The sequence below is a fragment of the Ectothiorhodospira shaposhnikovii genome, assembly GCF_047222355.1.
Lineage (GTDB): Bacteria > Pseudomonadota > Gammaproteobacteria > Ectothiorhodospirales > Ectothiorhodospiraceae > Ectothiorhodospira.
In genome coordinates this window covers 496409-523027 of sequence record NZ_CP178333.1, presented here as the reverse complement: position 1 = coordinate 523027, position 26619 = coordinate 496409, and the positions used below count along the sequence as shown (strand labels likewise).

Here is a 26619-nt window from a genome sequence, read left to right as displayed (position 1 = left end):
TTACGGTCAGCAACGTTTTGAGTGTTGGGTTGCCTTGCTCACCATGATGCGCGAGAAGCCCCCGGCTTTAGCCGTGGGGAGGGATAGCGCTCGCCGAAGGCGGTGATTGCTTGTGTTATCCTGAGGCCTTCCCGCATCTTCGGCGCAAGTTGCCGACGCTATGGAGCAATAGCTATTTTGTGACCACGGTGGGCGGTGCGCCCCTGACGGTGGTGAAGCAATACATCGAAAGCCAGCAAACATCCGAGCGCCCGAAAGAGCGCGAGAAGTGGGCACGCTATCTGGAGACCTTGAGTTGACTGATGCCGCCAAAACCATCATCAAGACCCTGAGCGTGCGGGTGAAAGACCGGCACGCCAAGGTGCTTGATCGCATGGGGTTCGAGGTCAATCAGGTTTGGAATCTGGCCAATGAAATGGCCTATGAGGCTTGGCATGTTCCCGTGCCCGAGGTGGGCTGGATTCAGGGGGTCTGGTTGCATCCCTTTGACATCCAGAAAGCATTGGCCGGAATCAACAAGGCTCGTGGATGGCTGATTGGTTCGGCCACGATCCAGGAAGTGATCGCGGTCCATGGCAAGTCTCGAAAACAGTTCAACAAGAGCAAACTGCGCTGGCGGGTATCCGGTGGCCCTCGTCGCAGTCTGGGCTGGATTCCGTTCAAGTCCCGCGCCGCGCGGTTTGAAGGCGGCAAGGTGCGTTTTGCCGGGGAAAGTTTTGGGGTATGGGACAGCTACGAGCTTGAAAACTTTAAATTCCGTGCGGGGAGTTTTTCCCAGGATGCCCGAGGCCGTTGGTACTTTCATGTGCAGGTAGAGGTTGCTGCTCAGGAAAAATCAGAAGGTTCCAGTGCGGTAGGCATTGATCTTGGACTCAAGGACGTGGCCACCTGCTCGGATGGCGAGCGTTTATCGGCCTCGCAGCCCTATCGAACTTTGGAAGAAAAGCTGGGCATTGCACAACGGGCCGGAAAGAAAAAACGGATCAAGGCCATCCACGCAAAAATCAAACACCGGCGCAAGGACGCCATCCATAAATTCAGCACCATGCTGGTGGAACGGCATGGTGCCATCTTCGTCGGTGACGTGAGCAGTGTCAGCCTGGCTAAAACCCGCATGGCAAAGTCCGTGCTGGATGCCGGCTGGGGCATGCTCAAGACCCAGCTCCAATACAAGGCGATAGCGCGGGGAGTTTGGTTTGAGGAAATTGACGAGGCGTATACCACCCAAGCCTGTTCGTGCTGTGGTCATATCGGCAACAGCAGTCCGAAAGGTAGGACAGGACTTGGAATCAGAGAATGGACCTGTCAGGCGTGCGGTACGCGCCATGACCGCGACATCAATGCCGCAAGGAACATTCTCGCGCTTGGGCACAAGCGTCTCGCAGGAGGAATCACCCGGCTTTAGCCGTGGGGAGGGTGTCAAGGGAAAGTTCCGTCATGCCTTTGGCGCGGGCTACCACGCCCACGGCTTTCGCAATGTAGGCGGCATCGCCTGTTTCCAACGCATCTGCAAGGAATACGGCAATCGCCTCTTCACTTTCAAGGGCTGCCGCCGGATCGTAGTCGTAAATCTTTTCTCTCATGTGGCCTCCCACTCGAATTTAAAGGACACCCACCATTTTGCACCGTGGTCTAGTATATCGTTGCCTGGTTTGCCGAGACTAGGCCATTGAACTACACTTGACGCATGAATTTCGAATGGAATCAATCCAAGAGCGATGCATGTTTTGCCGAGCGAGGCTTCGACTTCGGCTACGCCGCCAGAGCCTTCTTCGACCCAGACCGCGTGATTCATGAAGATCTTCGCCATAGCTATGGCGAAGATCGTTATCAACTGATGGGCAAGATCGAACAGCGGGTATTCGTGGTGGTCTACACGCCAAGAAACAACGCCATCCGTATCATCTCAGCTCGCAAAGCCAACCAACGTGAGGTCAGGCAGTATGAAAACAGTCAGAATGACGATTGATCCCGCGAGTCCGGAATCGCTGGTTTCCGGGCGCATTGACCCGGCGCGGGTGGACGCCACGACCGAGGCCGATATTGCCAGGCAAGCGGCGGCTGATGAGGAGGCAAGCATGCAGGATACGGCCCGCTTCGTGCGCCGTGTTCGCAAACGTCTGGGATTAAGCCAAGCCGAATTCTCCAGACGGATTGATGTCCCCCTGGAGAGCATCCGCAACTGGGAGCAGGGCAAGCGGTGTCCCACGGGCGCGGCCAGATCGCTGCTCAAGGTGCTGGACAAGGCCCCGGAAGCCGCGCTGGCTGCGCTACACTAACTGCCGTTCGAGGACTTTAAAGACACCCACTTTTTGCCCACGGCGCTTCACAACGAAGGTACCCTCCCGCCGTCATTCCCGCGCAGGCGGGAATCCAGGGAAAGACTGCCGAATCCCCCGGACTCCCGCTTTCGCGGGAGTGACGCTCTCAAACCAATCGCGAAAGGACACCTGCCTTTTGCTCTCGTACAGCACTGCCGCAGAACCCGGCCACGAGAATCCAAGTGAGAACAACACTGGAACGCTTGACGGAAATGGCATCGGCCGACAGGGAAATAGCCGTGCTATGGCTTTATGGCTCTCGTGCGAAAAATACCGCTACCGAGACGAGCGACTACGACTTGGCGGTTGCCTTCCGAACACCTGACGGTGGAAATCGAGTACGTGAGCGCCATGCGGGAGCATCTGGCCACTCTGACTGAAGAGCTTGAGCAGCTTCACGCATTGAGTCAGGCGCCGCAGGGCCTGTCGCCCCTGATATATCGTGCGGCAGAGCGCAACCTGCAACTATTGACGGAGGCCTGCATAGGGATTGCCAAACAGAGGTTGAACATTTCCCCGCGCATTCCCCCTGCTAGGCGTTAGCCAGGAGGGGGTCAAGCGGGGTTTCTTTTGAGGGGTTTGGTGCCTTGTGATTCCACGTAGGCCCGAACCGTCTCCAGGGATGCCCCACCGACAGAGCCGACGTAATAGGCGCGGTGCCAAAACATCGGTTTGCAATAAAACGCCGCCAAGTGCTCGGCAAAACGATTGCGGGCGCGGCGGGCGCTGGCTGTCTTGAGATTGTTGACCAGCGTGGAAAGGTTCAATGCCGGATGGATCGCTATCAGCAGGTGAACGTGATCAGCCTCGCCACCAAATTCGATCAGTTCACAACGCCATGCCGCCAGGATCTCCGAAAACGCCCCCTCCAGGTAGTCCCTCAGTTCTTCATGCAGGCAAGGGCGACGGTACTTGGTCACAAAAACAACATGCAGCTTAATGTCATAAACGGCGTGAGAACGAGATTTAGTGCTACTTTCCATGGTTGCGCCTTGGTGGTTTTCATGGAACGATAGCAGGCATGGGCATGATCGGACATCGCTTTCGTTGCTATCCCGGTCGCCAGCAGGAAAATATCCTGCTGCGTTGGATTGGCTGTCAGCGATTCATCTATAACAGCAAGGTCAGAGAAGACCGTTATTTTCGTGCCTTTGCCCGAAAAGCCTTGTCGCTGACCGGGCAAAAACCACCCATCGACCAACAATACAGCCAGTTCATCGGCCCCGATACGGCGTGGTTGCGGGAGGTGCCCTCCCAGGTATTGCGCAATGGCGCGGTCCGATGGAAACAAGCCTACAGTCGCTTCTTCCAGAAATTATCCGGTCGCCCAACGATTCATGGAAAAGGCGGCGAACAAGGCGTCTGGCTGACGCGGGAGTTATTTGCTTTCGAGGATGATGGCGAAGGGGGTTATCACCTTCGGGTCGGCACGAAAAAGCACCCGCTCGGTCGGTTGCGCTATGTCGCGGATCGGCCTCATACATTGCCCGCATCCATCGTCATCAGCATCAACGCCGGTCAGTGGCATGTGTCATTTGCCACCGAGGATGATGTGATCCATCCGCGCCCTGCAGAGATCCAGGCCGAGTTATCGCAGTGGGATGAGGCTTCATTGCACGCGGCCACCATCGGCGTGGATCGCGGCGTGGCGGTGCTTGCCTACGCCAGCACGGGATCGGTGTATGCCTTCGACCCGGTGCAAAAGCAGCGAATGGCCCGCAAGGAACGCCAGCGCCTTCGCTGGCAGCGGCGCATGGCGCGACGTGCCAAGGGCTCATCCGGCTGGCACAAGGCCAAAAAGCGCGTGGCCCGCACCCACACCTACGCCAACAACGTGCGCAAGGACTTTGCCCATAAGACAAGTCACGCATTGGTGATGGCGCCGGGGGTGAGGCTCGTGGTCATGGAAGACCTCAAGGTGGCCTCCATGAGTCGTCGCCCGAAGGCAAAGACCGACGAGCGGGGGCGCCACGCACCCAACGGTGCCCGCGCCAAGGCGGGGCTCAACAAGGGCATCCTCCATAGCGCCTGGGGCAAGATCAGAACCTATGCCCAGTACAAGGCACCGAGAAACAACGTGCTGTTTCTCGTGGTGCCGCCGCACCATAGCTCGCAGGAATGTGCCGTTTGCGGCCACATTCATCCCGACAATCGGCTCAGTCAGAGCCGATTTGTCTGTCAACGCTGCGGGCAGACCGATCATGCCGACCACAACGCCAGCCGGGTGATTGCCCGACGCGGCGTCACAACGGTGATCGGTCAGTGCAAATCTCTTCAACAGGTAGGGGCGGTGCGCCCCGAACCGCCGTTCCCGGACGGCTACGCCGGTGGAGATCAGGGTCAGTCGCAGAAGGGCAAGCGCCCAACTGCGCACAGATCATCGAAACCGGAAACCATGCCTACAACCGCTCAAGCGGTTTAGGGATGGTAGTTCATCATCTAAACATCCAAAGGACACCCACTTTTGCCTTTTGCCTTTTGCCTTTTGCCTTTTGCCGGGTCGGTGCGTGCATCCCGCCAAGCGAAATTCCTGCGCGGGATGGGCGCGGCCCACGGATCATGACAGCCCGTGGAAGGATGCCCTGGAATCCTGTTTCGAGGAATTCACCCAGTTGCTGTTCCCGGCAATCCATGCCGGGGTGGACAGATTATTGTAGGGAGGAATCGTTCTGGAAGACATCTTCCAGGCGTTCCGCGATGAGGATGTTATCGATCCACTGGAGGAGTTGAGCCTCACCGGCCTGTTGGACGCGCTGTTGGCAGTGCATCCTGGCCTGGGGACCGAATTTGCGCTCGATCTGACGCAACAGGGTCTGAGCTTCGCCCTGTTGAAGCCCCTGTTGAAGCCCCTGCTGAAGCCCTTGTTGAATGCCTTTCTGGAGCCCCTTGGCTTCGCCGCGATCCATCCATTCCTGAGCCAGCGACATGGTAAGTGCCTCCACGAGATGGGGTTTGGCCATGGCCACCCCTTGCTTGAATTCATCTTCGGTCATTGTGTGGACCCGGACGATGTAAATCAATATCTGCCGGGTCAGGGGGTGTTCATCGGGTAAATCCCGCAGTAACCGGGCCAGTTGTTCGGGGTGAAACTGTTTGACGAAGGCCCATGCCAGGGCCGCCAGTCCTGCCCGCAGCAGGGGGTGGTCGGAGAAGTTCTCGTAGGCCGGGGTATTGCCGTTGAGGTCTTTGACCGCATAGCCGCCATCCCGTTGCAGTGCCAGCAGATCCTCGTCGGCATCGATGCAGTCGATCAGGCGGGTGGGCACGTTCCATGGGGTCCGGCCATGGTAGACCAGCAGAGTGATGATGGGTGGCAGCTTGCGCAGTCGTTCCGGTTTGTCCTGGGCGTAGCGGGTCCAGATGCGGTGGCGGTAGCCCATCAGTTGCAGGGGCGCCCCCATGTCAGGCCAGGACTTGTGCTCGATGAGGGTGTAGATGAAGGCGCTGCGGCCATCCCTTAGAGCCACCTGGAACAACCGGTCACTGTGGGTACCGCGCAGGTTCTCGTCGATGAAGGAACCCTCGACGGGCTGGAGATCACCAGCCATCTTGTCGGTGAGGGCCTTGGGCAGGCTCTCGCGCAGCAGGGCACCGGCCCGTTCGGGATCTTCCAGCTTCAGCGCCGCCCCGGCACCGGCATGGGTAACCACCTCAGCAGGCTCATGGCCGCCAATACCAGCACCAGCACGGGGCCAAAGGGCTGGTCCAGGACCACCGCCAGCACGAAGGACAGCAGATAGGCCACCACGGCAATCCCGGCCGCCAGCCACAACACCCACACCCAGCCACGGGCCAGGCGCCAGGCGATCCAGGCCGGCACGAACAGCAGGGCGAAGGCGGCCATGACACCGAAGCTGGTGGTGGTGATGGCCACGGTGGCCACCACCAGCAGGTCGAACGTGATCTGATGCGGCCGCGCCGAGAGGCCGTTGGCCGAAAAATGATCCGGATAGAAACGGGACATGAGCAGACAGCCGGACAACCAGGGCAGGCACAGCACTCCCGCCACAATCAGGGCCACGGCCGCCATCAGATGAGGACGACCGGTGAAATAAAGCTGTCCATCCATCAAGGATTTGCCCACCATGTCGCCGTGGGCGCTGAAGGCCGAGGCCACCAGCGCCACGCCCCACCCCACCAGGATGAAGATCACATAGTGGTCGTTGCCGGGACGAGTCAGCAGGCCCTTGATGACGGCCAGCCCACCGGCGGCCACCACGGCACCCAGCATGACCGGTGCGTGCAGTGCCACAGCCACCACACCACCCGCCCCCGCCAGTTGGGCATAGGCCAGGGCCGCCAGCCATTCATCCCGCAGCCGCAGATAGACACCCACCATGGCCGCGACCGGTGCCAGCAACAAACCGGTCACGAAGGGCAGGTGAAACAAGGGATCCAGAAGCAGTTCAAGCATCACGGACTCACGGGCACGACACGGGAGCAGACCGTCTGGATGAAGTCGGCTTCATGACTCACCACCAACAGGGTCCGCCCGCCCAGACCTTCCCGAATCAGGCGGATCAGGCCGGCGGTGGCCTCCGGGTCCAGGTTGTTGGTCGGCTCATCCAGCAGGATCAGATCGGCCGGACTGCCCAGACAGGCCCAGATCTGTACGATCTGGAACTGCCCGCCACTGAGCTGATCCATGCGGCAGTCCAGCAACCGGGCCACGTCACCGGGGGGCGTCCGTCGACCGGCCCCGGTGAGGCGCACCAGGTCATCCCCGGTGAGAGGACACTCCCGGGGGCGAACGGGCTGCTGGCGATGATGGGCCATGCGTAGCCCCGGTGCCCTGGTCAGGCAACCGTCGAAGATCCGGGCCTGACCGGTGAGGGCCTTGAGCAAGGTGGATTTTCCCGCCCCGTTACTGCCCAGCAGACCCACCACTTCCCCGGCGTAGAGGTCGAAACTGACCGGACCGACCACCGGCCTGTCATAGCCGGCGATCAGTCCGTCACAGACCAGCAGGGGCTGCATCACCGAGCATTCCCGACCATGGCCTCCACCCACTGGTCGATCAGTGCCAGATAGGCCTCGGCATCCGCGCCCAGGGGTGGATCCAGCGGCAGGGCATGCAGGGGCCAGTCCAGCTGTTCCGCCACAAAGCGCGGCCCCCGCTCCGGATGGTGAACGGCCCGGATCACGACGCCGTCCCGGCCCGTCAGGTCACGCACCAGATCGCGCAGATGCCGGGCGGTGGGCGGAACACCCGGTACGGGTTCGACGTAACCCAGCACCGGCACCCCCAGTCGCAACGCCAGATAATCCGCATCCTTGTGGTAGAAGACCACCCCCGGCGCCCCGGCCACCCGGGCCTGCCACGCCGGCAGTCGGGCCTCTACCTTATCGGCAAAGGCCTCGGCATTGGCCCGGAACCTGGCGGCATCCTCCGGCACCAGCAGGGACAGGCGCTCCGACAGCGCATGGGCCACCTCGGCCATGCGGACCGGGTCCATGTTCACATGGGGGTTTCCGGCGGGATGGACATCCCCCAGGGACCGATCCGCCGGACCGCCGACGTCGATCAACGCCACCTGGGCGGCGGCTTCGAAGTAACCCGTTCGGCCGGGGTTCAGGGCCGGGTTGGCGGCCCCCTGGATGGCCGCGGGCAGCCAGCCCACTTCCAGGTCCGCCCCCACGGCCACCACCAGATCGGCGCCGCGCAGGGCCGCCATCATGCTCGGGCGGGCCTGCAGGTAATGGGCATCCCGATCCGGCGGTGCCAGCACCCGCACCGTGACGGCGTCACCGCCCACAGTCTGCGCCAGCATGCCCATGGCCGAGGTGGTGGCCACCACCTGGAGGGAGGCCTGGGCCGTGACGGCCAGACACATCAGCAACAGTCCTGCCAGCCATTTGTGCATCGTCCTGATCTCCTTTAAAACCGGTGGGCACCGTGCACGCCCAGTGCGACCTGGAACTGCAGCATGAAGGCCCAGCCATCCTCGTCATGATCGTCCTCACTGGCGAAATCTGCCCGGTTAACCTGGGCACGCAGCAAGGAGAACTCGGTGGGACGGAAGGTCAGATTGGCGGCATAGCGGTAGGAGGTGCCGAAGGACTCGTAACCCTGATGTCCGTGTCCCATCCACTGCAGGGTGTTGCGGTTGGTCATGCCCAGGGCATCGGCCCGGACACCGAACTGCCAGCGGGGTGCAATGCCGTACACCGCCTGCACATACAGGCCGTCCTGGCGGGCCACGCCGGACACCGGAGGACGCTGGTTATTCCGGAAATCCACATCGATCTCCCGGTGGTAATACTCCCCCTGCACCACCCAGTCCCCATGACCGAATGACCGACCGGCGTCGTATTTGTAGACGGCGTCCACACCGGCAAACCAGGCGGTGCCGTCCCAGCTCAGGCGATGACCGTGGTCGCCGTGGTCGTGGAAGTCCGACAGCTGGAAGGCGCGGGCATGGCCATAGGAAAGGCCGAACTGGGCGGCGTGGTTGTAGCCCAGATCCGGAGCCAGCTTGGCAAAGCCGGTGATGAGCCGGGGACCGGACTTGTCGCTGAAGGGCTTGCCCTCGCCATGCCCTTCATAGGAGGCGATGCCGGCAGTCTCGCCCTGGAGCAGTTCCAGGCCGAAGACGCTGTAGAAAGCGGTCTTCGGGGTCCAGGTGAGCTGGACGCCCTTCTCCTGCAGTCCGTGGTCGCCGAAGAGGTATTCGTTCACCAGGGGGCGATCCACGAAGGCCCAGTCATGGGTGTGCTGGGCGTTGATGTAGCCGATGTCCGAGAGGAACTTGCCCGCCTTGATCTGCAGGCCGGCGGGCAGGCTGCGGGTAGTGATGTAGGCCTCCTCCACCTCCACGTGGTCTTCATCCAGGTGCAGGGTGAGGAGTGCATCGAAGTAATGATCCACGGAGGCGGTGAAGGTGAGTTCCGCGGAACGGAAATTGAAGCCCTCCTCCAGGCCGTGATCATGGTCATGGCCGTGATCATGACCGTGGTCGTGATCATGACCGCCGCCGAATCCGGCCGGGGTGCCCACATGGCCGCTGAATTCGTTCAAATACACGGTATCGATGATGACCGAGATATCCGGGTTGAAGGCGCTGCCGGAAGACACCCGTTCACCGCCCAATGCCGGCAGCGGGGTCATGGTGGCGCCGGCAAGGGTGCTGCCGCGTGGCGGCTCCTGGGCATACACTCCGGACAAGGGAAACAGCAGCAAGGCAGCCGCTGTCAGCGGAAGGCGTTTCGTGGCCATGGTCATCTCCGTTTCAGTCTGGTGCGTTGATTCGGCAAACCAGGCAGATGTTATAACATAACAAACCAGAATCAACAGTGGAGATGAGACAATTCCGGGCGAAGGCGCCCTCCCGCCGTCATTCCCGCGGAGAATTCCCAACCAGAGCGCCACCCGCCGTCATTCCCGCGGAGGCGGGAATCCAGGGAAAGACTGCCGAATACCCAAGACTCCCGCTTTCGCGGGAGTGACGCTTTCCTGTCATTCCCGCGAGGGGTGGGTATTCATGAATGTGAGGTCAGGTGAGTATGAAAACTGTCAGAACGACACTTGATCTCAAGCGCCCGGAATCACTGGTTTCCGGGCGCGTTGACGTATCAGGATTTGCGGCGCCTCATCGCAGCCATTCCGGCTAGCCCAAGCCCAAGCAAGGCCAAGGATGCGGGTTCCGGAACCGGTGAAGGATTACCGATTTCAACCCCTCCGATGGTTGCACCGTCGAAGGCGAGTCCGGACTGATAAGCAGTATCTTCCCAGTTGACCACGCCAAACTCAAGAACGTAACGACCCGCCTCTCCAATGACGTAGGAGGCCAAAATCCATCCAGTGTGTCCGCATCCCGACGAACTAAAGCACCGCCCCGAATCACTGCCAAGTGGCGACCATGTCGTCTCACTAGGGATGATGGGGCTTGCATCAGGGGTCAGCGTCGCATTGAGTTCCGGCATCTCAAAGCCGGGCACCGTATCTCCCGCTGGCGTGGTTCTCGCCGTGAAGAGCAGTGCAACTTCTTCCAGCGTCTCATCAAGAAGCAACCGGGCCCACCCATAGTCGGCAAAGCCCGCGCCGTCGGAGGTCACGTAATTGAAGTAAAACTCCAGCAGATCCCCCTCGCCGGCAGTGAACATCGTGCTTCTCAGCCGTGACCCTGTTGTGGGTACGCCCTCACCACCGATACCTTCCAGTGCGACACCTTCTACCCCCTCCGCAGTGGAAACCCAGCCATACTGGGTGGAACCTTCGAAGGGAGAAAGCGTGACTACGCCGTCCGCACCCGATGTACCGAAATTACCCTCACCGGTCCAACCCGAAATGGAGATCGCAGAACTGGTCCCGGAAAAACCGAGCAAACCCGCCCCAACCAATGCCACGGCTATTGTTGATCTTCTTAAACTCATTGAGTTGCCCCTTTTTCTTTGAATTACAGAATTCCGGGCAACTAAAAGCAAAAATAAGGCCAAAAAAATAAAAATCAATAAAAATATAAGCTTACAGGAAAAAACACGTGACCCGATCGACCGCATTGAAAACGGCCGTCAAGAAATTCGACATGTTCAGCACATGATCAAGAGGCTTCCTCATTCAGGGCATAGAGGTCCATTTTTTCTTTCCAGGCCCAGGTGAAATCGGGGCGCACGGGATCCCATAGACGATGCTCGGTGAGCTTTGCCAAGGCTTTACTGCTGTAACGGATATCCACATTACCCACCAGTCCGCCGCCCGAACCCTGATGCTCGCCAAGCATGACCACCACGGCACCATAGAGGCTGACGTCGGCCTGTTCAGCATTGAGGATGACGCCATCCCGGAGGATAACCAGACCTTCAAACGTGAATGAACCGCTGGAGGGGAACAGGTTGACCGTCTGTTGTGACGCACCGGAGGAAGGGTCACCGGAAATGATCAGTACACCGGCACCGTGAACATCTCCGGAAAGACCAATGCTGCCGGATCCCGTGATGTGATAGACCCCGGGCTCGCTTGTGCCGATGATCTCGCCAAGCGCTGGACTGTCAGCATCTGCGGAGGCACCAAGGTCCACATGGATAATGCGATCAGACGAACCGGCCAGCAAGGTCTGCAGGTATTGCTGCCAGCTACGCACGCCCCCCTCGTTCGGCGAGGACGGCAGTGAAGTGATCCTCAGCTGGGGACTGCCGATCACTTCGCCTTCGGCATCATGCAGTTCGAAAGAACCTGCTTGGTCGCCAGCATCCTGGGGCATCAGGTGGATACCCGCCATGGGCCCGACACCCTCTTCCTGGCTGATCTCCGCCTGACAGCTACCCGACTCACAGCTGACCTGGCTGGGGGGAGTCCAGTCCCTGCCATCGTACTGGATGGTCCTGTACCTTCGCATGGGCAACACCCGATCCTGTTCACAAGCCGCGCCGATGCAGGTGTAGGCGGAATCGGGAGAGGGATCGAACCAGCGGCTGACTTGCAGGACGAGGGCGCGCTGGGCGGCGATCTCCGAATCGGAACTGCGGCCGATCAGGACGACTTCCGCCTGATGCCCGTCAATCATGCTGGCGCTCTCGTCGAGCTCCCAGTAGGCACCCGGGCCGTCGGCCCCGCCCACATAGTGGCGACCGGCACCGATGAGTTGGACCATGTCCTCCTTCGAACTCCAGAACTCCATGCCGGATGGCTCCGGATCCGCAACAACCGCCTTGACGACGTTGCCAAGACCTCTCTCCGCCGCCATGAAGGCATCGGAGATCTGCTTGTGATTACCGGCAATCCTTTCCTGAATCACCGCCGTGCTGATGCCGCTCACGCCCACAAGGGTGGCCAGGACAAGGAGCACCAGGCTGACTACCAGCACGGCACCCCGCTCGCGAACCGGAGAAATGGACATCTCAACCTCCCTGACAAGTCCGTCTGTCGCCTCGATTCATCCATTAAAGCAACCCGATACCCGGAAAACCTTGAACTGGTTCAGAGTTCGGTGCAGGCAAGAGGCTATTGAACGTAAGGCAGAAGGGCGTTGCGCAGCGCCACATGAAATTCCACGGGGTGCTCATGGACGGGCTGATTGGGGGCGGAACGGCTTTCAAAAACCAGTTCTATACGGACGCCGATGACTTGGCCGTTACTCCATATCAAGTCGCCGTCGACTACAATAGGTTGATCCTTCAGCCCCGGCACCAGCTCATGGTTCTGGGTGGCGCCGTCACCGCAGCGCAGACCACCGGCCGCCACGTAGTAGAAGACATCCCCCACACCCGCATCGACGCCGCACCAGGCCAGATCCCGGTCGCGGGTCACCCGCAGCATCCCGTTATCCACCTCCAGGGCAATGGCGCCCCGGATGTCCCGAACCATGAAGTCCACGCCGTAGCCAATGGCCTCCTGCAGGGCGGCCAGGCGTTGAGTCTCCCGGTAAGTGGTCTGATTGCCCAGAAAGACCTGGATCACCCCCGCCAGCAGCAGAAGGCCCAGGACCATGGCCACCATCAGTTCCACCAGGGACAGGCCCGACTCACGCGGCAAGGGAATCCGGCAAGAGGAAGGTGCGCTCATGAGCCACCCCCTGTAGGCAGGGTGAGGCGGTACTCGAACACCGACTGACCGGAGGGCTCGTCAAATCGTCCCTCGGACCAGCGCACGGTGATAATCCATCCCCCATTGTCAGGGTCAATGGAACTGGCACTCAAGCCCGGCAAGGTGGCCCTGCCCGGAGTGTAACCGGGTGAATCTGTGTCATTCCCCCAGTCGCTCAGCCATTCGGCCTGGATGTCCTCCGGTTCTTTCCCATCGGCCAGACTCATCCACAGCCGCTCGCCGGCATCCATGGCGATCACGCCGGCCAGGGTGCGCTGATAGGCGGAGTGCACGCCCTTGAGGCCGTTCAGTTGCAGGGCCGCCAGCCCCAGCAGGCCGATGGACAGCACCAGCAGGGCCACCAGGACCTCGGTCAGGGAAAAACCTCGGTGCCGTCCGGCACGGTCATCACACATATCACAGGCAGGCAACATGGGTCGGCACCTCTGGCCAGATGTTCATCCTTGAATCCTTGAGTGTACACAGCCCGAGACATTTTTTAATGCACAAAGACCCGGCCCCGCGGAGGCAGGGCCGGATCAGGCGTCCATCACTTCAGCTGCGTCAGCAGGGCCTCGGCCGCCGCACGCTCGCTGAAGGCACCGGAACCGGCCAGCACGGACTCAAGCACGGAACGGGCTTCCGCCGAACGCCGGTTGTGATGCAGGGCCAGGGCATGGTGGTAGCCGATGGTGGGATCCTCCGGCAGGGCCTCACGGGCGGCCTGGATCAGTCTCAGGGCTTCGGCGGCATCCCCCTGCTCCAGCAGGGCCATGCCCAGGGTGTCCTTAATGTGGGGAATCTCGGGCGCCAGCCGATGGGCTTCCCGGGCCATCGCCAGGGCGCGCTCGTCTCCCTGCCTCAGATACATGAAGGCGAGATTGTTGAGCACGATGGCGTTGCCCGGTACCTGCTCCACCAGGATTTCATAATGGGGCAGCGCCCGGTCGTATTCCCCCGTTTCCAGGTAGGACGTGCCAAGCACCATCCGCGACTGGGCATCGGCGGGAACCGCGTCCACCCTGCCGGCCAGTAGCCGGCGGGCCTGCTGCAGATCTCCCGCCCGGCGCCGGGCCTCAAAGTACTTGATGGCGGACTCGGTGGTGGCCTGGGCCTGATAGGAGGACTCATAGGCGTCGGCCGCCTTGCCGAAGGACTCAGCCACGTAGTGAACATCCCCTTCCAGCAACCAGCCGAAGGCGCGGCCGGCCTCCAGGGACTGCAGGCGCCGGGACAGGGCGAGCACTTCCTGCGGGCGCCCTGCCTCCCGTTCCAGGTTGGCCAGGGCCGCCAGGGCGCCCAGGTGCTCGGGGTTCAGCTCCAGGGCCTGGGCCTGGGCGCTGCGCGCCTCGGACTGACGCCCCGCCTGCTGCTGCAACAGTCCCAGACGGTGATGCACTTCCGCATTCCGGGGCGTGATCTCGGTGAGACGGCGCAGGTTGGTGATGGCATTGTCCATCTGCCCGGAGGCCGCCTGGGACAAGGCGAGGGTCTCCAGCAGGGCGGGATTATCCGGGTTGGCGGCGCGCAACCCTTCCAGCAGTGAGACGGCGCGTCGGGACTCATCGGTGTTGAGGTAGTAGCGGGCCAGCAGGATCTTCGGTTCCAGTGCCTCGGGAGCGGCGGCCACCGCTCGTTCCAGCAAGGGGCCGACCCGCGTCCGGTCGCCCCGGTTTTCTTCCAGATTGGCCAGCAGCAGCAACAGGCGATGGTCATCGGGACGCTGCCGCAGGGAGGACTCCAGAATCTGCCGGGCCTGATCCGGCCCTTCCATCTGCATTGCCAGGACCGCCAGATTCCGGGTGGCAATGAGATTGCCGGGTTCCTGGCGGCGGGCCTGCTCGAAGGCCTCCCGGCCCTGGGCCAGATCCCCCAGTCCCAGATGGGCCACGCCGATCAGGTTGCTGAGCGCGGCCTGACCCGGCTGCTTTTCATCCAGCTCCTGAGCCAAGGTCAAGGCTTCCTGGAAGTTGCGTTCTTCCAGCAGGCGCACCACCGTGGCCAGTTCCAGCATCTGCTCATCGGGAATGAGGGACTGCAGGGATTCTAGTTCCTTGAGTCCGGCGATCCGGTCACCCCCTTCGATCAGTGCCCGGGCCAGACGCATGCGGGCGGGGATGGATTCCGGATCCAGCGCCACCCGCTCCCGCAACAGACCGATGCCGGCGGCGGCATCACCGCGCATGGCTTGGACGCCGGCCATCAGTTCCAGCGCCAGCAGGTCCGCGGGATCCCGGGTCAGGACCCGATCCAGCAACACCTCGGCATCCTCCACCTGTCCTGTCTGCATGCGAACGGCGGCCAGCAGGCGATTGGCGGCGACCGAGTCGGGCTGCACCCGCACGAATCGCCCCAGATGGGTATCGGCCTGCTGGAGATTGCCCAGGGCAAAATGGGAGGCTCCGGCAAAGAACAGGGCCGGCAGATAGCCGGGATTGCCACGCAGGGTGGTTTCCAGGGCGCGCACGGCGCCCTGGAAATCACGCTCGTGGAAACGAATCATGCCATCAATATAGGCCGTGGCAGGCAGATCACCGCCCAGCCGCGCCAGTGCCCGCTGATCCGCCGCGGCACCCTCCCAGTCCTGCCGGGCAATGCGGGTCAGGGCCCGCTTGAAATGCCCCATGTACGGCATGGCGGCACTTTCGATCATGCGGGTGAAGGCCAGTTCGGCATCATCCAGACGCCCCTGGGCGCGGAAGATCTCCCCCAGCAGGTCCCAGGCATCGGTGTAGTCGGGCTGGTGTTCCAGGGCTTCGGTCAGACGCAGCCTGGCCCGGTCCGTCTCGCCCTTGAGCAAATGGACCTGGGCCAGACCGGTCAGGGCGGGGGCATGGCGGGGCGCCAGTTCCAGCGCCTTGCGGAAGGACTCGGCGGCATCGTCGGGACGCTCCAGTCCCAGCAGCGCCCAACCCATCAGCACTTCGGCGTCACGGATGTCCTCCGGGCGCTGCAGCCGGGCCGGATCAAGGCCGCTGACCACGTTGTCGAAGCGACCCTGCATCTGCTGAGCCCGAGCCATGAGCACCGCGGCCTCGGGCGCATCCCAACCCAGCTGCATGGCGCGCCGGAATTCGCTCTCGGCGGCGGCGGCCTCTCCCAACTCCAGATGAGCCAGCCCCAGACGCCAGCGGGCTTCCACGTGCTCCGGTTCCGCCTGCAGGATGTTTCTGTATTCGATCATGCCGGCACGCAGATCGCCTTCTGCCTGAAAGCTCAGGGCGCGCTCCAGTCGTTCCTCGGTGGAATGGCTGGTCTGGCCGCACCCCGCCAGCATGAGTGTCGGCAGCAGGATCAGGGCCGTCACGGAACGGGAAAGCAGTGTCTTTTGCATCATGCGAATGACTCCATGGTGAGGTGCGCACTGGAATGATTGCGGTCCTTCCTGAGTGTAATCCAGTTCCGTTGCCGCCGACATGTCCGCGGTATTTGCCATCCTTCACCGCTCCATGCCACCATCGCAACCACGTGAAACCAGTGGGATTCCCCGTCTTGGCCGGCATGACCAACATCATCCTCATCGGCCCCATGGGTGCCGGCAAGTCCACCGTGGGCCGGCACTTGGCCACCTATCTGCATCTGCCTTTCGTGGACAGCGACAAGGAAATCGAGCGGCGCACGGGGGTGAGCATCCCCACCATCTTCGAATACGAGGGCGAGACCGGTTTCCGGGACCGGGAAGCGGCCGTGATCGATGATCTGTGCAGCCGTCAGGGCATCGTGCTGGCCACGGGCGGCGGCGTGGTGATGCGTCCGGAAAACCGGACCCGGCTCGCCCGCTGCGGCCTGGTGGTCTATCTGCGCGCCTCGGTGAATACCCAGCTCCGACGCACCTCGCGGGATCGCAACCGTCCCCTGCTGCAGACCGACAACCCCCGCGCCCGCCTGGAGGCGCTGTTCCGTACCCGGGACCCCCTATACCGGGAGATCGCCGACCTGATCGTGGACACCGACCGGGAACACCTGCGCGGCACGGTCAGGGCCATTGCCCGGCGTTTTCGTCGCCCCCGAGACACGTCCTCCCGCCCCCGGAGCGCGGGCGCGGACCAGGTCGCGGGGACCTGAGCCTGCCGGCGGACACGCATCTGGCCTTGGTTTTCACACGTCGAGTATGATGACCCCATGGACACACTCACCGTTGAACTTGGCGAACGCAGTTATCCGATCCATATCGGCCGGGGCCTGCTGGATGAACCGGCATGGCTTGACCAGGCCCTCAAGGGCCGCCGGGCCATGGTGGTCACCAACGAAACCATCGCCCCCCTCTATCTGGACACCCTCACCCGGACCCTGGCACGGACCGACACCGGCCCGGTGGAGACGGTGATCCTGCCCGACGGCGAGCAGTTCAAGAACCTGCAGACCCTGGACACGATCTACACCGCCCTGCTGGAACGACGGCTGGACCGCGGCGCCGTGCTGATCGCCCTGGGGGGCGGGGTGATCGGCGATATCACCGGCTTTGCCGCCGCCAGCTATCAGCGGGGCATCGATTTCATCCAGGTGCCCACCACCCTGCTCTCCCAGGTGGACTCGTCCGTGGGCGGCAAGACCGGCGTCAATCACCCCCTGGGCAAGAACATGATCGGGGCCTTTCACCAGCCCCGCCTGGTGCTGATCGATACCGACACCCTCAACACCCTGCCCGACCGGGAGCTGAGCGCGGGCATCGCCGAGGTGATCAAGTACGGCCTCATCGATGATCCGGAGTTCTTCCAGTGGCTGGAGCAGCACCTTCCCCGCCTGCTGGCGCGGGAGCCGGAGGCCCTGGCCTTCGCCATCCGCCGTTCCTGCGCCGACAAGGCCCGGGTGGTGGCGGAGGATGAACGGGAATCCGGTCGCCGCGCCCTGCTCAATCTGGGGCATACCTTCGGTCACGCCATCGAGACCGGCCTGGGCTACGGCCGCTGGCTGCACGGCGAGGCGGTGGCCATGGGCATGGTGATGGCCGCGCGGATGTCCTGCCGCATGGGCTGGATGAGCGAGTCCGAAGTCGCACGCATCACCGCCCTGATCAGTGCCGCCGGGCTGCCCGTCGAGGCCCCGCCGGGTCTCTCCGCCGCCCGCTTCCGGGAGTTGATGGCGGTGGACAAGAAGGTTCAGCAGGGCCGGCTGCGCCTGGTGCTCATGCAGGGCATCGGCCGGTCGCTGGTCACCGCCGACTTCGATCCCCGCGCCCTGGACGACACCCTGGAGGCCCTGGCCCACCCATGAACACCCACCCGGCGCCTGTCATGGACCCCGAGCGCTTTGCCCCCTATGCGGCGCATGAAGGCAACAGCCGGGGGCGCCATCACCCGGAGGACCCACCCCGCTATCGCAGCCAGTTCCAGCGCGACCGGGACCGCATCATTCATTCCACCGCCTTCCGTCGCCTGGAATACAAGACCCAGGTGTTCGTCAATCACGAGGGAGACCTGTTCCGTACCCGCCTGACCCATAGCCTGGAAGTGGCCCAGATCGCCCGCGCCATTGCCCGGGTGCTGCGCCTCAACGAGGATCTCACCGAGGCCATCGCCCTGGCCCACGATCTGGGACACACCCCCTTTGGACATGCCGGTCAGGACGCCCTGAACCTGTGCATGGCCGATTACGGCGGGTTCGAGCACAATCTGCAGTCCTTGCGGGTGGTGGATGTGCTGGAAGCCCATTACGCGGAATTCGACGGTCTGAACCTGACCTTCGAGACCCGGGAAGGCATCCTCAAGCACTGTACCCCGGCGGCGGCCGCCGCCCTGGGCGATGTCGGCGCCCGCTTCATCCAGGGTCACCAGCCCAGCCTGGAAGCCCAGCTCAACAATCTGGCGGACGAGATCGCCTACAACAACCACGACGTGGATGACGGTCTGCGCTCGGGGCTGATCACCGTGGACCGGCTCATGGAAGTCACCCTGTTCCGGGAGGCCTTTCAGGAAGTGCGGACCCGCTTTCCGGATCTGAGTGAAAAGCGCACCCGTCATGAAGTGATCCGCCGCATGATCAACCGCCTGGTCACGGATCTGATCGACAGCAGCCAGGCCCGCATCCTCGCGGCAGCGCCGGACAGCCTGGAGGCCGTGCGCCTGCAACCTCGTCCGCTGATTTGCTTCAGTCCACAGATCCGGGAATATAACCTTGAGTTGAAACGGTTTCTGCGTCAGCATCTTTACCGTCATTACCGGGTCAAACGCATGACCGTCAAGGCAGCCAGAGTGCTGACGGAGCTGTTCCAGGCCTACATGGCCGACCCCGCCCTGCTGCCGACCGAACACGAACACAAGGCGAAGCGCCTGGCCGCGGAGACCGGCGATGCCGGTCGGGCCCGCGCCATCGCCGACTATCTGGCAGGTATGACCGATCGCTTTGCCATTGCCGAATACGGTCGCCTGTTCGACCCGAACACACTCTCATGACATCCAGGTAAGCCATGGCCAACGATATGCTGTCCGCCGACTGTCTCGAACGACTCGGACTCCGGCAACAACCTTTCGGTCCAGTCGCCAACGAAGAATTCCTCTACACGGACCCGGCCACCGACATGCCGGTGAACGTGGTCCTCGAACATCTTCGCAATGACCAGAACATCGTCATCCTCAAGGGCGAGTTGGGGGTGGGCAAGAGCACCCAGCTGCTGCGGATCCTGGGACAGGGCCGGGAGAGCATGGACTTCTGCGCCTTCAAGGCCCGCGCCAACATCAGCCTGGCGGCCATCGACTACACCGTGCGTCAGTACTGGAAGGATGCCGCCCCGCCCCAGGGCGGTGAGCATCTGGACAGTTTCATGGCCGCCATGGTCCAGCAGGGCATGCGCCCGGTGCTGGCCATCGACGACGCCCATCTGCTTGACTCGGCGGTGCTGGCGGAACTGGTCCAGGCTCGGCGCCGGGTTCACGATCAGACCAACCAGTGCTTCAGCCTGCTGCTGGTGGGCGAACCGGAGATCGAAGAACACCTGAGCGCCCTGGACGAATCCCTGGACAGCCCGGAAACCCAGATGACCGTCCAGATGCGCCCCTTTACCCGGGAGCAAACGGCCGCCTACCTGCGACATCGCCTGCAGGCCGCGGGACTGGAAAACCCCCGCCTGCTGGACGACGACGCGATCCAGGCCATCCATCGGGATTCAAACGGGCTGCCGGGACGCATCAACACCCTGGCCAACAAGCGCCTGGCCGCCCTTTTCGGTGGCACGACCGATACCGCCGGGGACAGCGAGGATGAAACAGACGACGACGCCGACGGCTCACCGGCCTTCTGGCAGCAACGCTGGTTTGCGCCGGCGGTGGCCGGCGTGGTTCTGGTGGGCGTGGTGCTGATCCTGACCAGCATTTTCACGGGTCGTGAAGATCCGGCCGAGACCACCCTCAGCCAGCCCATCATGCTGCCTCAGCAAACCCCGAGACCGGCACCGGCGGAAACACCCCAGGATCGCGTGCTGCAACCGGTACCGATTCAACCGGTACCGATCACCCCACCCCGGCCGGCGCCCGAACCGACCCCGATGCCGGCGCCGGAACCCGAGCCCGAACCGGTGCCGGAACCGGAGCCCACGCCGCCCCCGGCACCGGCACCGGCACCGGCACAGCCGACTCCGGCCCCGGCTCCCACGCCACCGGCTCCGGCGGCACCGCGCCAACCGTCGCCACCCGCGGCCGCCCCGGCACCGACCACCACGGCCGACGGCAAGCGGATCCGTGATGCCCAGTGGCTTCGCGCCCAGTCCCCGGATCGCTTCACCATCCAGATCCTGGCCAGCGGCAATGAGGCGGCGGTTCGGGACTATGCCCGCAACACCAATCTGCCCGGCGATGTCGCCTGGTTCCCCATGCGGCGCGGGGATCAGACCCTGTATGTGCTGGTATTCGGCTCCTATGCCTCCGCCGATGCGGCCCGTAGCGCCATCCCGGCCCTGCCGGCGGAAGTGCGGCGCAATCAGCCGTTCATTCGCAGCTTCCGGTCGGTACAGGACGCCATGGCGAACTGATATCCGTCGCAGGCCCGCCCTTCTCCCCACCGGGGAGAAGGGCTTGGAACATTCATGTCCCGCATCCCCCAAGCCTTCATTGATGAACTGCTGGCCCGCACCGATATCGTGGAGCTGGTGGGTAGCCGCGTCACCCTGAAGAAACAGGGCCGGGAATATGCCGCCTGCTGCCCCTTCCACGCGGAAAAGACCCCATCGTTCTACGTCACCCCGCAAAAGCAGTTCTACCACTGCTTCGGCTGCGGCGCCCACGGCACCGCCATCAGCTTCCTGATGGAGTACGACAACATGGATTTTGTCGAGGCGGTGGAAGAACTGGCCCGGCGGGCCGGCATGGAAGTACCCCGGGAAAGCGGCCCGGGCCGCGGGGACAGTGAAGGCTTCCAACGCCTCATCGCCGCCCAGGAGGCCGCCGCCACCCATTTCACGGACAATCTGCGCCGCCACCCGGAAGCAGTGGACTATCTCAAGCAACGGGGACTCACCGGCGAAATTGCCCGGGACTTCCGCCTGGGCTTTGCCCCCAATCTCCGCGATGACCTGCTGCGGACCCTGGGCAAGACCTTCAAGGAACAGGAGCTGCTCGACGCGGGCCTGGCCACCCAAAGGGACGGCGGTCCACCCTATGATCGCTTCCGGGGCCGCATCATGTTCCCCATCCGCGACAGCCGAGGCCGGGTGGTGGGCTTTGGCGCCCGTCTGCTGGGGCCGGGAGAACCCAAGTACCTGAACACCCCGGAAACCCCGGTCTTCCACAAGGGACAGCAACTCTACGGCCTGTACGAGGCACGCAAGGCCTCCCCCCGGCTGGAGGAACTGCTGGTGGTGGAAGGCTACATGGATGTCATCGCCCTGGCCCAGTTCGGACTGCGCAATGCGGTGGCCACGCTGGGCACCGCCACCACCCGGGATCATCTGGAGCGACTGTTCCGGGTGGTCCCCCATCTGGTGTTCTGCTTCGACGGTGACCGCGCCGGCCGGGAGGCCGCCTGGCGTGCCCTGGAACAGACCCTGCCGGTGATGCGGGATGGACGCCAGGTCCGTTTCCTGTTCCTGCCGGAAGGGGAAGACCCGGATACCCTGGTGCGCCGGGAAGGCATCGAGGGTCTGCGGGCACGCATGGGCCAGGCCCGCCCCCTGTCGGATGTCCTCATCGACGAACTCAGGCAGCGACATGATGCCGGCACCCGGGAAGGCCGTGCCGCCCTGGGTACCCAGGCCACCCGCCTGATCCGGGACATGCCCGACGGCCTGCTGCGCGCCCAGATCGTCAACGAACTGGCACAACTGGCCACCGTGTCCACGGATCAGTTTGAGCGGGGCCTGGCGCCACGTGAAGCCGACCCACCTCCGCCCCCCTCGCCTTCCCACCGCCCCACCCCGGCAAACCGGCGGCAACGCTTGGAGATCACGCCGGTGCGTCTGGCATTGTCGATCCTGCTGGATCAACCGACGCTGGCCCGGGAGCTGGACGACATGCGCTGGTTGCAGGATCTGCAAGCCCCCGGGGTCAAGGTCCTGGTTCAGGTGCTTGAAACTCTGGCGCAGAACCCCAATCTAACCACCGCGGGGTTGCTGGAGCGCTGGAGAGACAGCGAAACCGGACGACATCTACTAAAATTGGCTCAGTGGCAACCGCCGCCCAGCCAGGAAGAATCGGTGCCGACACTGCTGCGGGATGCCCTGGGCCGCCTGCGCGGACAGTACACCGAGCAGCGCACCGAAGCCCTGCTGGCCAAGGCGTCCCGGTCGGCCTTGTCGGAGGATGAAAAGGCCGAGCTGAAGGCCCTGCTGACGAGAAAGTCCCGGTAAGCCGCGCCCGGCGCCGAAGCTGCCAGGAGGGTACCGTCCCGTTTCGGGCGGAGATGGCAGCCACCCATGATGGGTGCTATACTTGAACGTTTCAGTCCCGGCCAGAGCCTCCCCGGTTTGCGCACAGTTCCCAGCTTGAGCAGGTTTCCATGAATCACGAAGAACAGCAATCCCGCCTGAAGGAGCTCATCGCCAAAGGCAAGGAGCAGGGCTTCCTGACCTATGCCGAGGTGAACGATCACCTGCCGGACACCATCGTCGATCCCGAACAGATCGAAGACATCATCGCCATGATCAACGACATGGGCATCACCGTCCATGAACAGGCGCCTGATTCCGACAGTCTGATCCTCTCCGACAGCTCCGTTTCCACCGACGACGACGCCGCCGAGGAAGCCGCCGCCGCGCTGGCCTCCGTGGATGGTGAATTCGGCCGCACCACCGACCCCGTGCGCATGTACATGCGCGAGATGGGCACGGTGGAACTGCTGACCCGCGAAGGCGAGATCCAGATCGCCAAGCGCATCGAGGACGGCCTGTCCCAGGTGCTGTTCGCCCTGGCCCATTACCCCAAGTCCATCGCCTCCCTGTTGGCCGAATGGGACCAGGTGGAAGCGGGCGAAACCAAGCTCACCGATGTGGTGGTCAGCTTCATCGACCCCAACGCGGAAGAGATCGCCGCCGTTTCCCTGCCCAAGGAAGACACGCCTTCCGTGAAGGCGGCCGATGACGGCGACGACGGCGACAGCGATAGCGACGATGACGGGGATGAGGACGACAGCGACGACGAAGCCGCCGCCCCCGAGGATACCGGCCCGGACCCGGAAGAGGCCCGCATCCGCTTCACGCACCTCAAGGCCATGTACGAGAAGGCCATTGCCCACGCCGGCGCCGACAAGCGTGAGGAATACCGCCAGGCCCGCGAGGAACTGGCCCGCTACTTCATGGAATTCAAGCTGGTGCCCCGGCTGGTGGATCAGCTCACCGCCGACCTGCACGAGATGGTGGAACGCATCCGCAACCAGGAGCGTGCCATCATGCGCCTGTGCGTGGACACCTGCCAGATGCCCCGCAAGGACTTCATTCGCACCTTCCCGGAAAACGAGACCAACCTGGAATGGCTGGATGGGTGCCTGAAGGGCAAGGCAAGCAAATACAAGGAACTGCTGGCCGAGCACCGGGATGACATCCTGCGCGCCCAGAAGCGATTGGTGGCCATCGAGGAGGAATCCAGCCTCACCATCGGCGAAATCAAGGACATCAACCGCCGCATGTCCATCGGCGAGGCCAAGGCCCGTCGCGCCAAGAAGGAAATGGTGGAGGCCAACCTGCGTCTGGTGATCTCCATCGCCAAGAAGTACACCAATCGCGGCCTGCAGTTCCTGGACCTGATCCAGGAGGGCAACATCGGCCTGATGAAGGCGGTGGACAAGTTCGAATACCGGCGCGGCTACAAGTTCTCCACCTATGCCACCTGGTGGATCCGCCAGGCCATCACCCGCTCCATCGCGGACCAGGCCCGCACCATCCGCATCCCGGTGCATATGATCGAGACCATCAACAAGCTCAACCGGATCAGCCGGCAGATGCTGCAGGAGATGGGCCGCGAAGCCACCCCGGAGGAGTTGTCCCAGCGCATGGAGATGCCGGAGGACAAGGTGCGCAAGGTGCTCAAGATCGCCAAGGAGCCCATCTCCATGGAGACGCCCATCGGCGACGACGAGGACTCCCACCTGGGGGATTTCATCGAGGACGTGAACGTGCAGTCCCCGATCGAGTCCGCCACCCGGGAAAGCCTGTCGGAGACCACCCGCGAGGTCCTGGCCAGCCTGACCCCGCGGGAAGCCAAGGTGCTGCGCATGCGTTTCGGCATCGACATGAACACCGACCACACCCTGGAAGAGGTGGGCAAGCAGTTCGACGTCACCCGCGAGCGTATCCGCCAGATCGAGGCCAAGGCCCTGCGCAAGCTGCGTCACCCCTCCCGCTCGGAGATGCTGCGCAGCTTCCTGGACCTGGAATAAGTAGAGTGAAATACGCCTGATTCGCCGACAGGTCGGCTCCCACACCGATTGCCACAGATGCAACCGTGGGAGCCGACCGGCGAGCAACAAGGCACCCACGGACAGCAACACCCCGCAAAGGCCGGAACGCCAAGGACACGCTTCCCCTGCCGCCCGATCTCTTGTATCTTCCCCTATCCTGATTTCCTTCCCCTTGGGCCTGTAGCTCAGTTGGTTAGAGCAGGGGACTCATAATCCCTTGGTCGTCGGTTCGAGTCCGACCGGGCCCACCATAAAATCAGGCACTTACAGCCGCTCAACGCTTCCACGGCCTCCCCCCCTCCCCTGCTGGGTACCACTGGGGCACCCAAGCGGGACAATCCGGGCGGCTGGGTCGACATCCATACCCACGCAAACCACGCAAATACATGAACTTACTTGCCCCGGCGGGCTCGATGCTATCCTGCTCTCCGAGAGTGGAGCCGCTGCCGCGTCACATCTTGTTAAGGTGCAGTCAACCCCATACACTGAATGCACTGAATGCAATGGGAGACACCTCCAATGGCCATGCTGACTGTTCGCAATCTTCCCAATGAGGTACACCGTGCCCTGCGCGTCCGTGCAGCCCTGCATGGGCGCAGCATGGAAGCGGAGGTACGCGAGATCCTGGAGGCTGCTGTAGCGCCGGAGGGGCGCATCAAGCTGGGTTCGCTACTGGCCGACATCGGCAAGCAGGCCAAGCTGACCGACAACGAGTTTGCCGTGTTTGAGCAAGTCCGTGACAAGACGCCAGCCAAGCCGGTGAACTTTGAATGATCCTGCTCGACACCAACGTCATCTCCGAGCCACTGCGCCGGGAGCCAGAGCCTCGTGTTGTCGAGTGGATCGACGCACAGGCTCTGGAAACCCTTTACCTGTCCGCCATCACTGTGGCTGAGCTACGATCGGGCATTGCCCTGCTTCCGGCAGGAAAGCGCCGTACCGGCTTGCTGGAGAGCCTGGAACGGCGGGTACTGCCGCTCTTTGCCGGACGTGTGCTTCCGTTTGATCTCCCCTGCACCCAAACCTACGCCGAGCTTATCGCCAAGGCTCAAAAGGCCGGGCTGGCGATTGCAGCAGCTGATGGCTTTATTGCTGCTACGGCGGCAGCCAACGGCTTTGCGGTGGCCACGCGGGATACCAGCCCTTTTGAGGCAGCGGGTGTAACGGTTATTAACCCGTGGAAAGAATAAGCCCCATGTGGCCAATGGATAGCAGTGAGCAAGCGGCCGGGCGAGGCGTTCGCCATGCTCCGGGCGCTGCTGCTCGGTGGCGGCCAGCCTGGGGAATGGCGCATCTTCTGGCGTCACGTCCGGCTTGCGCTGCGTCGGCGGTTCGAGTCCGACCGGGCCCACCAATCAATCCATCCACCACGTTGGTTTGACATCATGAGACATCAGCCGGCTGGGTGCCAATGGTCACACGCAGCGGCTCAAACTCGATGTCCGCAACATCCGGCATGGCCAAGGCATCAGCAATATTGCGGCGCTGCCTTGTCAGCCGCTGGTACTCCTCAATGCTCAACAGCACATGCGCCGGCTTGCCGCGATCCGTGATGAACACCGGGCCACTCTTGGCAGCCTTCTTTGCGCGGGTAACGTTCTGGTTAAGCTCTCGACTGGATAGGGTCGTGATGGCCATAGTGACACCTCCGGCACGAATCATTCATATAGGCATGTTGCTGCATCAATGACGGACTGTCCATAAGCGGCCGGCAGGCTATCGTGACCAGGATGTGCGGCGTCCCGACGCGCCCTGGATGCACGACATCCCGGCGAGACGGGGATAAAGAAAGAACATCCCGACGATTTTCAGGGCATTTTTTTGTCCCAGATCGTGGACACCCCGAACAAGACCCGTCGATACTGCTAAGCTAGATTGTGGTTTTCTGCAGGGTCGGCATTGATCACGTCTGCAAGACACATACCCGCAGACGGGTTCAGGGGGAGAACAGGCCTG

General features: G+C 62.8%; 26 protein-coding genes, 1 tRNA gene and 1 pseudogene. 15 read left to right on the top strand and 13 right to left on the bottom strand.

All coding sequences use genetic code 11. The features are described from left to right. Positions 1-122: 122 nt before the first annotated feature. Together ACLF6L_RS02255 and ACLF6L_RS02250 are read left to right on the top strand one after the other, a co-directional pair. A pseudogene (locus ACLF6L_RS02255) lies at positions 123-299 on the top strand (IS200/IS605 family transposase); the annotation flags it as partial. After that, a complete protein-coding gene (locus ACLF6L_RS02250) occupies positions 296-1405 on the top strand; it encodes an RNA-guided endonuclease InsQ/TnpB family protein (RefSeq protein ID WP_412852268.1) in 1110 nt (369 codons plus the stop codon). The pseudogene ACLF6L_RS02255 and the gene ACLF6L_RS02250, both read left to right, overlap by 4 nt. On the opposite strand, the gene ACLF6L_RS02245 is transcribed toward ACLF6L_RS02250, so the two are convergent. Further along, complete coding sequence (locus tag ACLF6L_RS02245; protein WP_412852267.1) at positions 1392-1583, bottom strand: addiction module antidote protein; 192 nt, start codon at positions 1581-1583, stop codon at positions 1392-1394. The two genes, ACLF6L_RS02250 and ACLF6L_RS02245, sit on opposite strands and share 14 nt — an antisense overlap. 104 nt (positions 1584-1687) lie before the next feature. Here ACLF6L_RS02245 and ACLF6L_RS02240 point away from each other — a divergent pair, with 104 nt between their 5' ends. The 3 genes from ACLF6L_RS02240 to ACLF6L_RS02230 all read left to right on the top strand — a co-directional run bounded on the left by ACLF6L_RS02240 (position 1688) and on the right by ACLF6L_RS02230 (position 2701). Beyond that, positions 1688-1969, top strand: coding sequence for a BrnT family toxin (locus ACLF6L_RS02240; RefSeq protein WP_238617254.1), 282 nt, complete (start codon positions 1688-1690; stop codon positions 1967-1969). Further along, a complete protein-coding gene (locus ACLF6L_RS02235; protein ID WP_238617253.1) occupies positions 1959-2279 on the top strand; it encodes a helix-turn-helix domain-containing protein in 321 nt (106 codons plus the stop codon). Before ACLF6L_RS02240 ends, ACLF6L_RS02235 begins: the two co-directional genes overlap by 11 nt. 254 nt (positions 2280-2533) lie before the next feature. Next, positions 2534-2701 carry a nucleotidyltransferase domain-containing protein gene (locus ACLF6L_RS02230; RefSeq protein WP_238617476.1) on the top strand — a complete coding sequence of 56 codons (168 nt, stop codon included), beginning with the start codon at positions 2534-2536 and terminating at the stop codon, positions 2699-2701. Between the two features lie 174 nt (positions 2702-2875). Here ACLF6L_RS02230 and tnpA read toward each other — a convergent pair whose 3' ends face one another. Next, positions 2876-3304, bottom strand: coding sequence for an IS200/IS605 family transposase (tnpA, locus tag ACLF6L_RS02225; RefSeq protein ID WP_412851593.1), 429 nt, complete (start codon positions 3302-3304; stop codon positions 2876-2878). A 44-nt stretch (positions 3305-3348) separates the two neighbouring features. Between tnpA and ACLF6L_RS02220 the strand changes: the two genes are divergently transcribed. Then, the gene (locus ACLF6L_RS02220) at positions 3349-4743 is read left to right on the top strand and encodes an RNA-guided endonuclease InsQ/TnpB family protein (RefSeq protein WP_412851592.1); all 1395 of its coding nucleotides are present in this window, start codon (positions 3349-3351) and stop codon (positions 4741-4743) included. A 226-nt stretch (positions 4744-4969) separates the two neighbouring features. Here the strand turns inward: ACLF6L_RS02220 and ACLF6L_RS02215 are convergent, their stop codons facing one another. The 10 genes from ACLF6L_RS02215 to prsT form a co-directional block, all read right to left on the bottom strand. Beyond that, positions 4970-5971: an Rpn family recombination-promoting nuclease/putative transposase gene (locus ACLF6L_RS02215; protein WP_412852266.1), complete on the bottom strand. Its 1002-nt coding sequence runs from the start codon at positions 5969-5971 to the stop codon at positions 4970-4972. Further along, positions 5938-6735, bottom strand: coding sequence for a metal ABC transporter permease (locus ACLF6L_RS02210; RefSeq protein WP_412852265.1), 798 nt, complete (start codon positions 6733-6735; stop codon positions 5938-5940). Before ACLF6L_RS02210 ends, ACLF6L_RS02215 begins: the two co-directional genes overlap by 34 nt. Further along, entirely contained in the window at positions 6735-7298 is a 564-nt protein-coding gene (locus ACLF6L_RS02205) for an ATP-binding cassette domain-containing protein (protein ID WP_412852264.1), read from the bottom strand. Before ACLF6L_RS02205 ends, ACLF6L_RS02210 begins: the two co-directional genes overlap by 1 nt. Beyond that, positions 7298-8185 (bottom strand): metal ABC transporter substrate-binding protein, encoded by an 888-nt coding sequence (locus ACLF6L_RS02200; protein WP_412852263.1) that lies wholly within the window; start codon positions 8183-8185, stop codon positions 7298-7300. The genes ACLF6L_RS02205 and ACLF6L_RS02200 overlap by 1 nt, the downstream gene beginning before the upstream one ends. A gap of 14 nt (positions 8186-8199) precedes the next feature. Continuing rightward, on the bottom strand, positions 8200-9429 hold the full coding sequence (locus tag ACLF6L_RS02195) for a zinc-regulated TonB-dependent outer membrane receptor (RefSeq protein ID WP_412852734.1): 1230 nt from the start codon (positions 9427-9429) through the stop codon (positions 8200-8202). Between the two features lie 464 nt (positions 9430-9893). Next, the gene (locus ACLF6L_RS02190; protein ID WP_412852262.1) at positions 9894-10820 is read right to left on the bottom strand and encodes an NF038132 family protein; all 927 of its coding nucleotides are present in this window, start codon (positions 10818-10820) and stop codon (positions 9894-9896) included. A 41-nt stretch (positions 10821-10861) separates the two neighbouring features. After that, a complete protein-coding gene (locus ACLF6L_RS02185) occupies positions 10862-12157 on the bottom strand; it encodes a PilX N-terminal domain-containing pilus assembly protein (RefSeq protein ID WP_412852261.1) in 1296 nt (431 codons plus the stop codon). A gap of 104 nt (positions 12158-12261) precedes the next feature. Further along, positions 12262-12822: a PilW family protein gene (locus ACLF6L_RS02180; protein WP_412852260.1), complete on the bottom strand. Its 561-nt coding sequence runs from the start codon at positions 12820-12822 to the stop codon at positions 12262-12264. Beyond that, complete coding sequence (gene pilV / locus ACLF6L_RS02175) at positions 12819-13277, bottom strand: type IV pilus modification protein PilV (protein WP_412852259.1); 459 nt, start codon at positions 13275-13277, stop codon at positions 12819-12821. Before pilV ends, ACLF6L_RS02180 begins: the two co-directional genes overlap by 4 nt. A 116-nt stretch (positions 13278-13393) precedes the next feature. Continuing rightward, the gene (gene prsT, locus ACLF6L_RS02170; RefSeq protein WP_412852258.1) at positions 13394-16180 is read right to left on the bottom strand and encodes an XrtA/PEP-CTERM system TPR-repeat protein PrsT; all 2787 of its coding nucleotides are present in this window, start codon (positions 16178-16180) and stop codon (positions 13394-13396) included. A gap of 164 nt (positions 16181-16344) precedes the next feature. Here prsT and aroK point away from each other — a divergent pair, with 164 nt between their 5' ends. The 9 genes from aroK to ACLF6L_RS02125 all read left to right on the top strand — a co-directional run bounded on the left by aroK (position 16345) and on the right by ACLF6L_RS02125 (position 25853). Further along, the gene (gene aroK, locus ACLF6L_RS02165; RefSeq protein WP_412852257.1) at positions 16345-16908 is read left to right on the top strand and encodes a shikimate kinase AroK; all 564 of its coding nucleotides are present in this window, start codon (positions 16345-16347) and stop codon (positions 16906-16908) included. Positions 16909-16965: 57 nt separating this feature from the next. Further along, positions 16966-18057: a 3-dehydroquinate synthase gene (gene aroB / locus ACLF6L_RS02160; RefSeq protein ID WP_412852256.1), complete on the top strand. Its 1092-nt coding sequence runs from the start codon at positions 16966-16968 to the stop codon at positions 18055-18057. Continuing rightward, a complete protein-coding gene (locus ACLF6L_RS02155) occupies positions 18054-19235 on the top strand; it encodes a deoxyguanosinetriphosphate triphosphohydrolase (protein WP_008932933.1) in 1182 nt (393 codons plus the stop codon). The genes aroB and ACLF6L_RS02155 overlap by 4 nt, the downstream gene beginning before the upstream one ends. Before the next feature lie 14 nt (positions 19236-19249). Then, positions 19250-20806 carry an AAA family ATPase gene (locus ACLF6L_RS02150; protein ID WP_412852255.1) on the top strand — a complete coding sequence of 519 codons (1557 nt, stop codon included), beginning with the start codon at positions 19250-19252 and terminating at the stop codon, positions 20804-20806. A gap of 54 nt (positions 20807-20860) precedes the next feature. Continuing rightward, positions 20861-22618, top strand: coding sequence for a DNA primase (dnaG, locus tag ACLF6L_RS02145; RefSeq protein WP_412852254.1), 1758 nt, complete (start codon positions 20861-20863; stop codon positions 22616-22618). A 149-nt stretch (positions 22619-22767) separates the two neighbouring features. Next, positions 22768-24642: an RNA polymerase sigma factor RpoD gene (gene rpoD, locus ACLF6L_RS02140; RefSeq protein WP_412852253.1), complete on the top strand. Its 1875-nt coding sequence runs from the start codon at positions 22768-22770 to the stop codon at positions 24640-24642. 195 nt (positions 24643-24837) lie between these two features. Beyond that, positions 24838-24914, top strand: a tRNA-Ile gene (locus tag ACLF6L_RS02135). A gap of 268 nt (positions 24915-25182) precedes the next feature. Then, positions 25183-25437 carry a FitA-like ribbon-helix-helix domain-containing protein gene (locus ACLF6L_RS02130; protein ID WP_412852252.1) on the top strand — a complete coding sequence of 85 codons (255 nt, stop codon included), beginning with the start codon at positions 25183-25185 and terminating at the stop codon, positions 25435-25437. Then, positions 25434-25853: a type II toxin-antitoxin system VapC family toxin gene (locus ACLF6L_RS02125; protein WP_412852251.1), complete on the top strand. Its 420-nt coding sequence runs from the start codon at positions 25434-25436 to the stop codon at positions 25851-25853. The genes ACLF6L_RS02130 and ACLF6L_RS02125 overlap by 4 nt, the downstream gene beginning before the upstream one ends. Before the next feature lie 193 nt (positions 25854-26046). Here the strand turns inward: ACLF6L_RS02125 and ACLF6L_RS02120 are convergent, their stop codons facing one another. Next, positions 26047-26301 carry a type II toxin-antitoxin system Phd/YefM family antitoxin gene (locus ACLF6L_RS02120; protein WP_412852250.1) on the bottom strand — a complete coding sequence of 85 codons (255 nt, stop codon included), beginning with the start codon at positions 26299-26301 and terminating at the stop codon, positions 26047-26049. Between the last annotated feature and the right edge of the window lie 318 nt (positions 26302-26619).

What these genes read in the sequence shown, in the direction of transcription:
- ACLF6L_RS02245 (WP_412852267.1), bottom strand. Translation starts at nt 1,583, where the DNA reads ATGAGAGAAAAGATTTACGACTACGATCCGGCGGCAGCCCTTGAAAGT.
- ACLF6L_RS02240 (WP_238617254.1), top strand. Translation starts at nt 1,688, where the DNA reads ATGAATTTCGAATGGAATCAATCCAAGAGCGATGCATGTTTTGCCGAG.
- ACLF6L_RS02235 (WP_238617253.1), top strand. Translation starts at nt 1,959, where the DNA reads ATGACGATTGATCCCGCGAGTCCGGAATCGCTGGTTTCCGGGCGCATT.
- ACLF6L_RS02230 (WP_238617476.1), top strand. Translation starts at nt 2,534, where the DNA reads ATGGCATCGGCCGACAGGGAAATAGCCGTGCTATGGCTTTATGGCTCT.
- tnpA (WP_412851593.1), bottom strand. Translation starts at nt 3,304, where the DNA reads ATGGAAAGTAGCACTAAATCTCGTTCTCACGCCGTTTATGACATTAAG.
- ACLF6L_RS02220 (WP_412851592.1), top strand. Translation starts at nt 3,349, where the DNA reads ATGATCGGACATCGCTTTCGTTGCTATCCCGGTCGCCAGCAGGAAAAT.
- ACLF6L_RS02210 (WP_412852265.1), bottom strand. Translation starts at nt 6,735, where the DNA reads ATGCTTGAACTGCTTCTGGATCCCTTGTTTCACCTGCCCTTCGTGACC.
- ACLF6L_RS02205 (WP_412852264.1), bottom strand. Translation starts at nt 7,298, where the DNA reads ATGCAGCCCCTGCTGGTCTGTGACGGACTGATCGCCGGCTATGACAGG.
- ACLF6L_RS02200 (WP_412852263.1), bottom strand. Translation starts at nt 8,185, where the DNA reads ATGCACAAATGGCTGGCAGGACTGTTGCTGATGTGTCTGGCCGTCACG.
- ACLF6L_RS02195 (WP_412852734.1), bottom strand. Translation starts at nt 9,429, where the DNA reads ATGACCCCGCTGCCGGCATTGGGCGGTGAACGGGTGTCTTCCGGCAGC.
- ACLF6L_RS02190 (WP_412852262.1), bottom strand. Translation starts at nt 10,820, where the DNA reads ATGCGGTCGATCGGGTCACGTGTTTTTTCCTGTAAGCTTATATTTTTA.
- ACLF6L_RS02185 (WP_412852261.1), bottom strand. Translation starts at nt 12,157, where the DNA reads ATGTCCATTTCTCCGGTTCGCGAGCGGGGTGCCGTGCTGGTAGTCAGC.
- ACLF6L_RS02180 (WP_412852260.1), bottom strand. Translation starts at nt 12,822, where the DNA reads ATGAGCGCACCTTCCTCTTGCCGGATTCCCTTGCCGCGTGAGTCGGGC.
- pilV (WP_412852259.1), bottom strand. Translation starts at nt 13,277, where the DNA reads ATGTTGCCTGCCTGTGATATGTGTGATGACCGTGCCGGACGGCACCGA.
- prsT (WP_412852258.1), bottom strand. Translation starts at nt 16,180, where the DNA reads ATGATGCAAAAGACACTGCTTTCCCGTTCCGTGACGGCCCTGATCCTG.
- aroK (WP_412852257.1), top strand. Translation starts at nt 16,345, where the DNA reads ATGACCAACATCATCCTCATCGGCCCCATGGGTGCCGGCAAGTCCACC.
- aroB (WP_412852256.1), top strand. Translation starts at nt 16,966, where the DNA reads ATGGACACACTCACCGTTGAACTTGGCGAACGCAGTTATCCGATCCAT.
- ACLF6L_RS02155 (WP_008932933.1), top strand. Translation starts at nt 18,054, where the DNA reads ATGAACACCCACCCGGCGCCTGTCATGGACCCCGAGCGCTTTGCCCCC.
- ACLF6L_RS02150 (WP_412852255.1), top strand. Translation starts at nt 19,250, where the DNA reads ATGGCCAACGATATGCTGTCCGCCGACTGTCTCGAACGACTCGGACTC.
- dnaG (WP_412852254.1), top strand. Translation starts at nt 20,861, where the DNA reads ATGTCCCGCATCCCCCAAGCCTTCATTGATGAACTGCTGGCCCGCACC.
- rpoD (WP_412852253.1), top strand. Translation starts at nt 22,768, where the DNA reads ATGAATCACGAAGAACAGCAATCCCGCCTGAAGGAGCTCATCGCCAAA.
- ACLF6L_RS02130 (WP_412852252.1), top strand. Translation starts at nt 25,183, where the DNA reads ATGGCCATGCTGACTGTTCGCAATCTTCCCAATGAGGTACACCGTGCC.
- ACLF6L_RS02125 (WP_412852251.1), top strand. Translation starts at nt 25,434, where the DNA reads ATGATCCTGCTCGACACCAACGTCATCTCCGAGCCACTGCGCCGGGAG.
- ACLF6L_RS02120 (WP_412852250.1), bottom strand. Translation starts at nt 26,301, where the DNA reads ATGGCCATCACGACCCTATCCAGTCGAGAGCTTAACCAGAACGTTACC.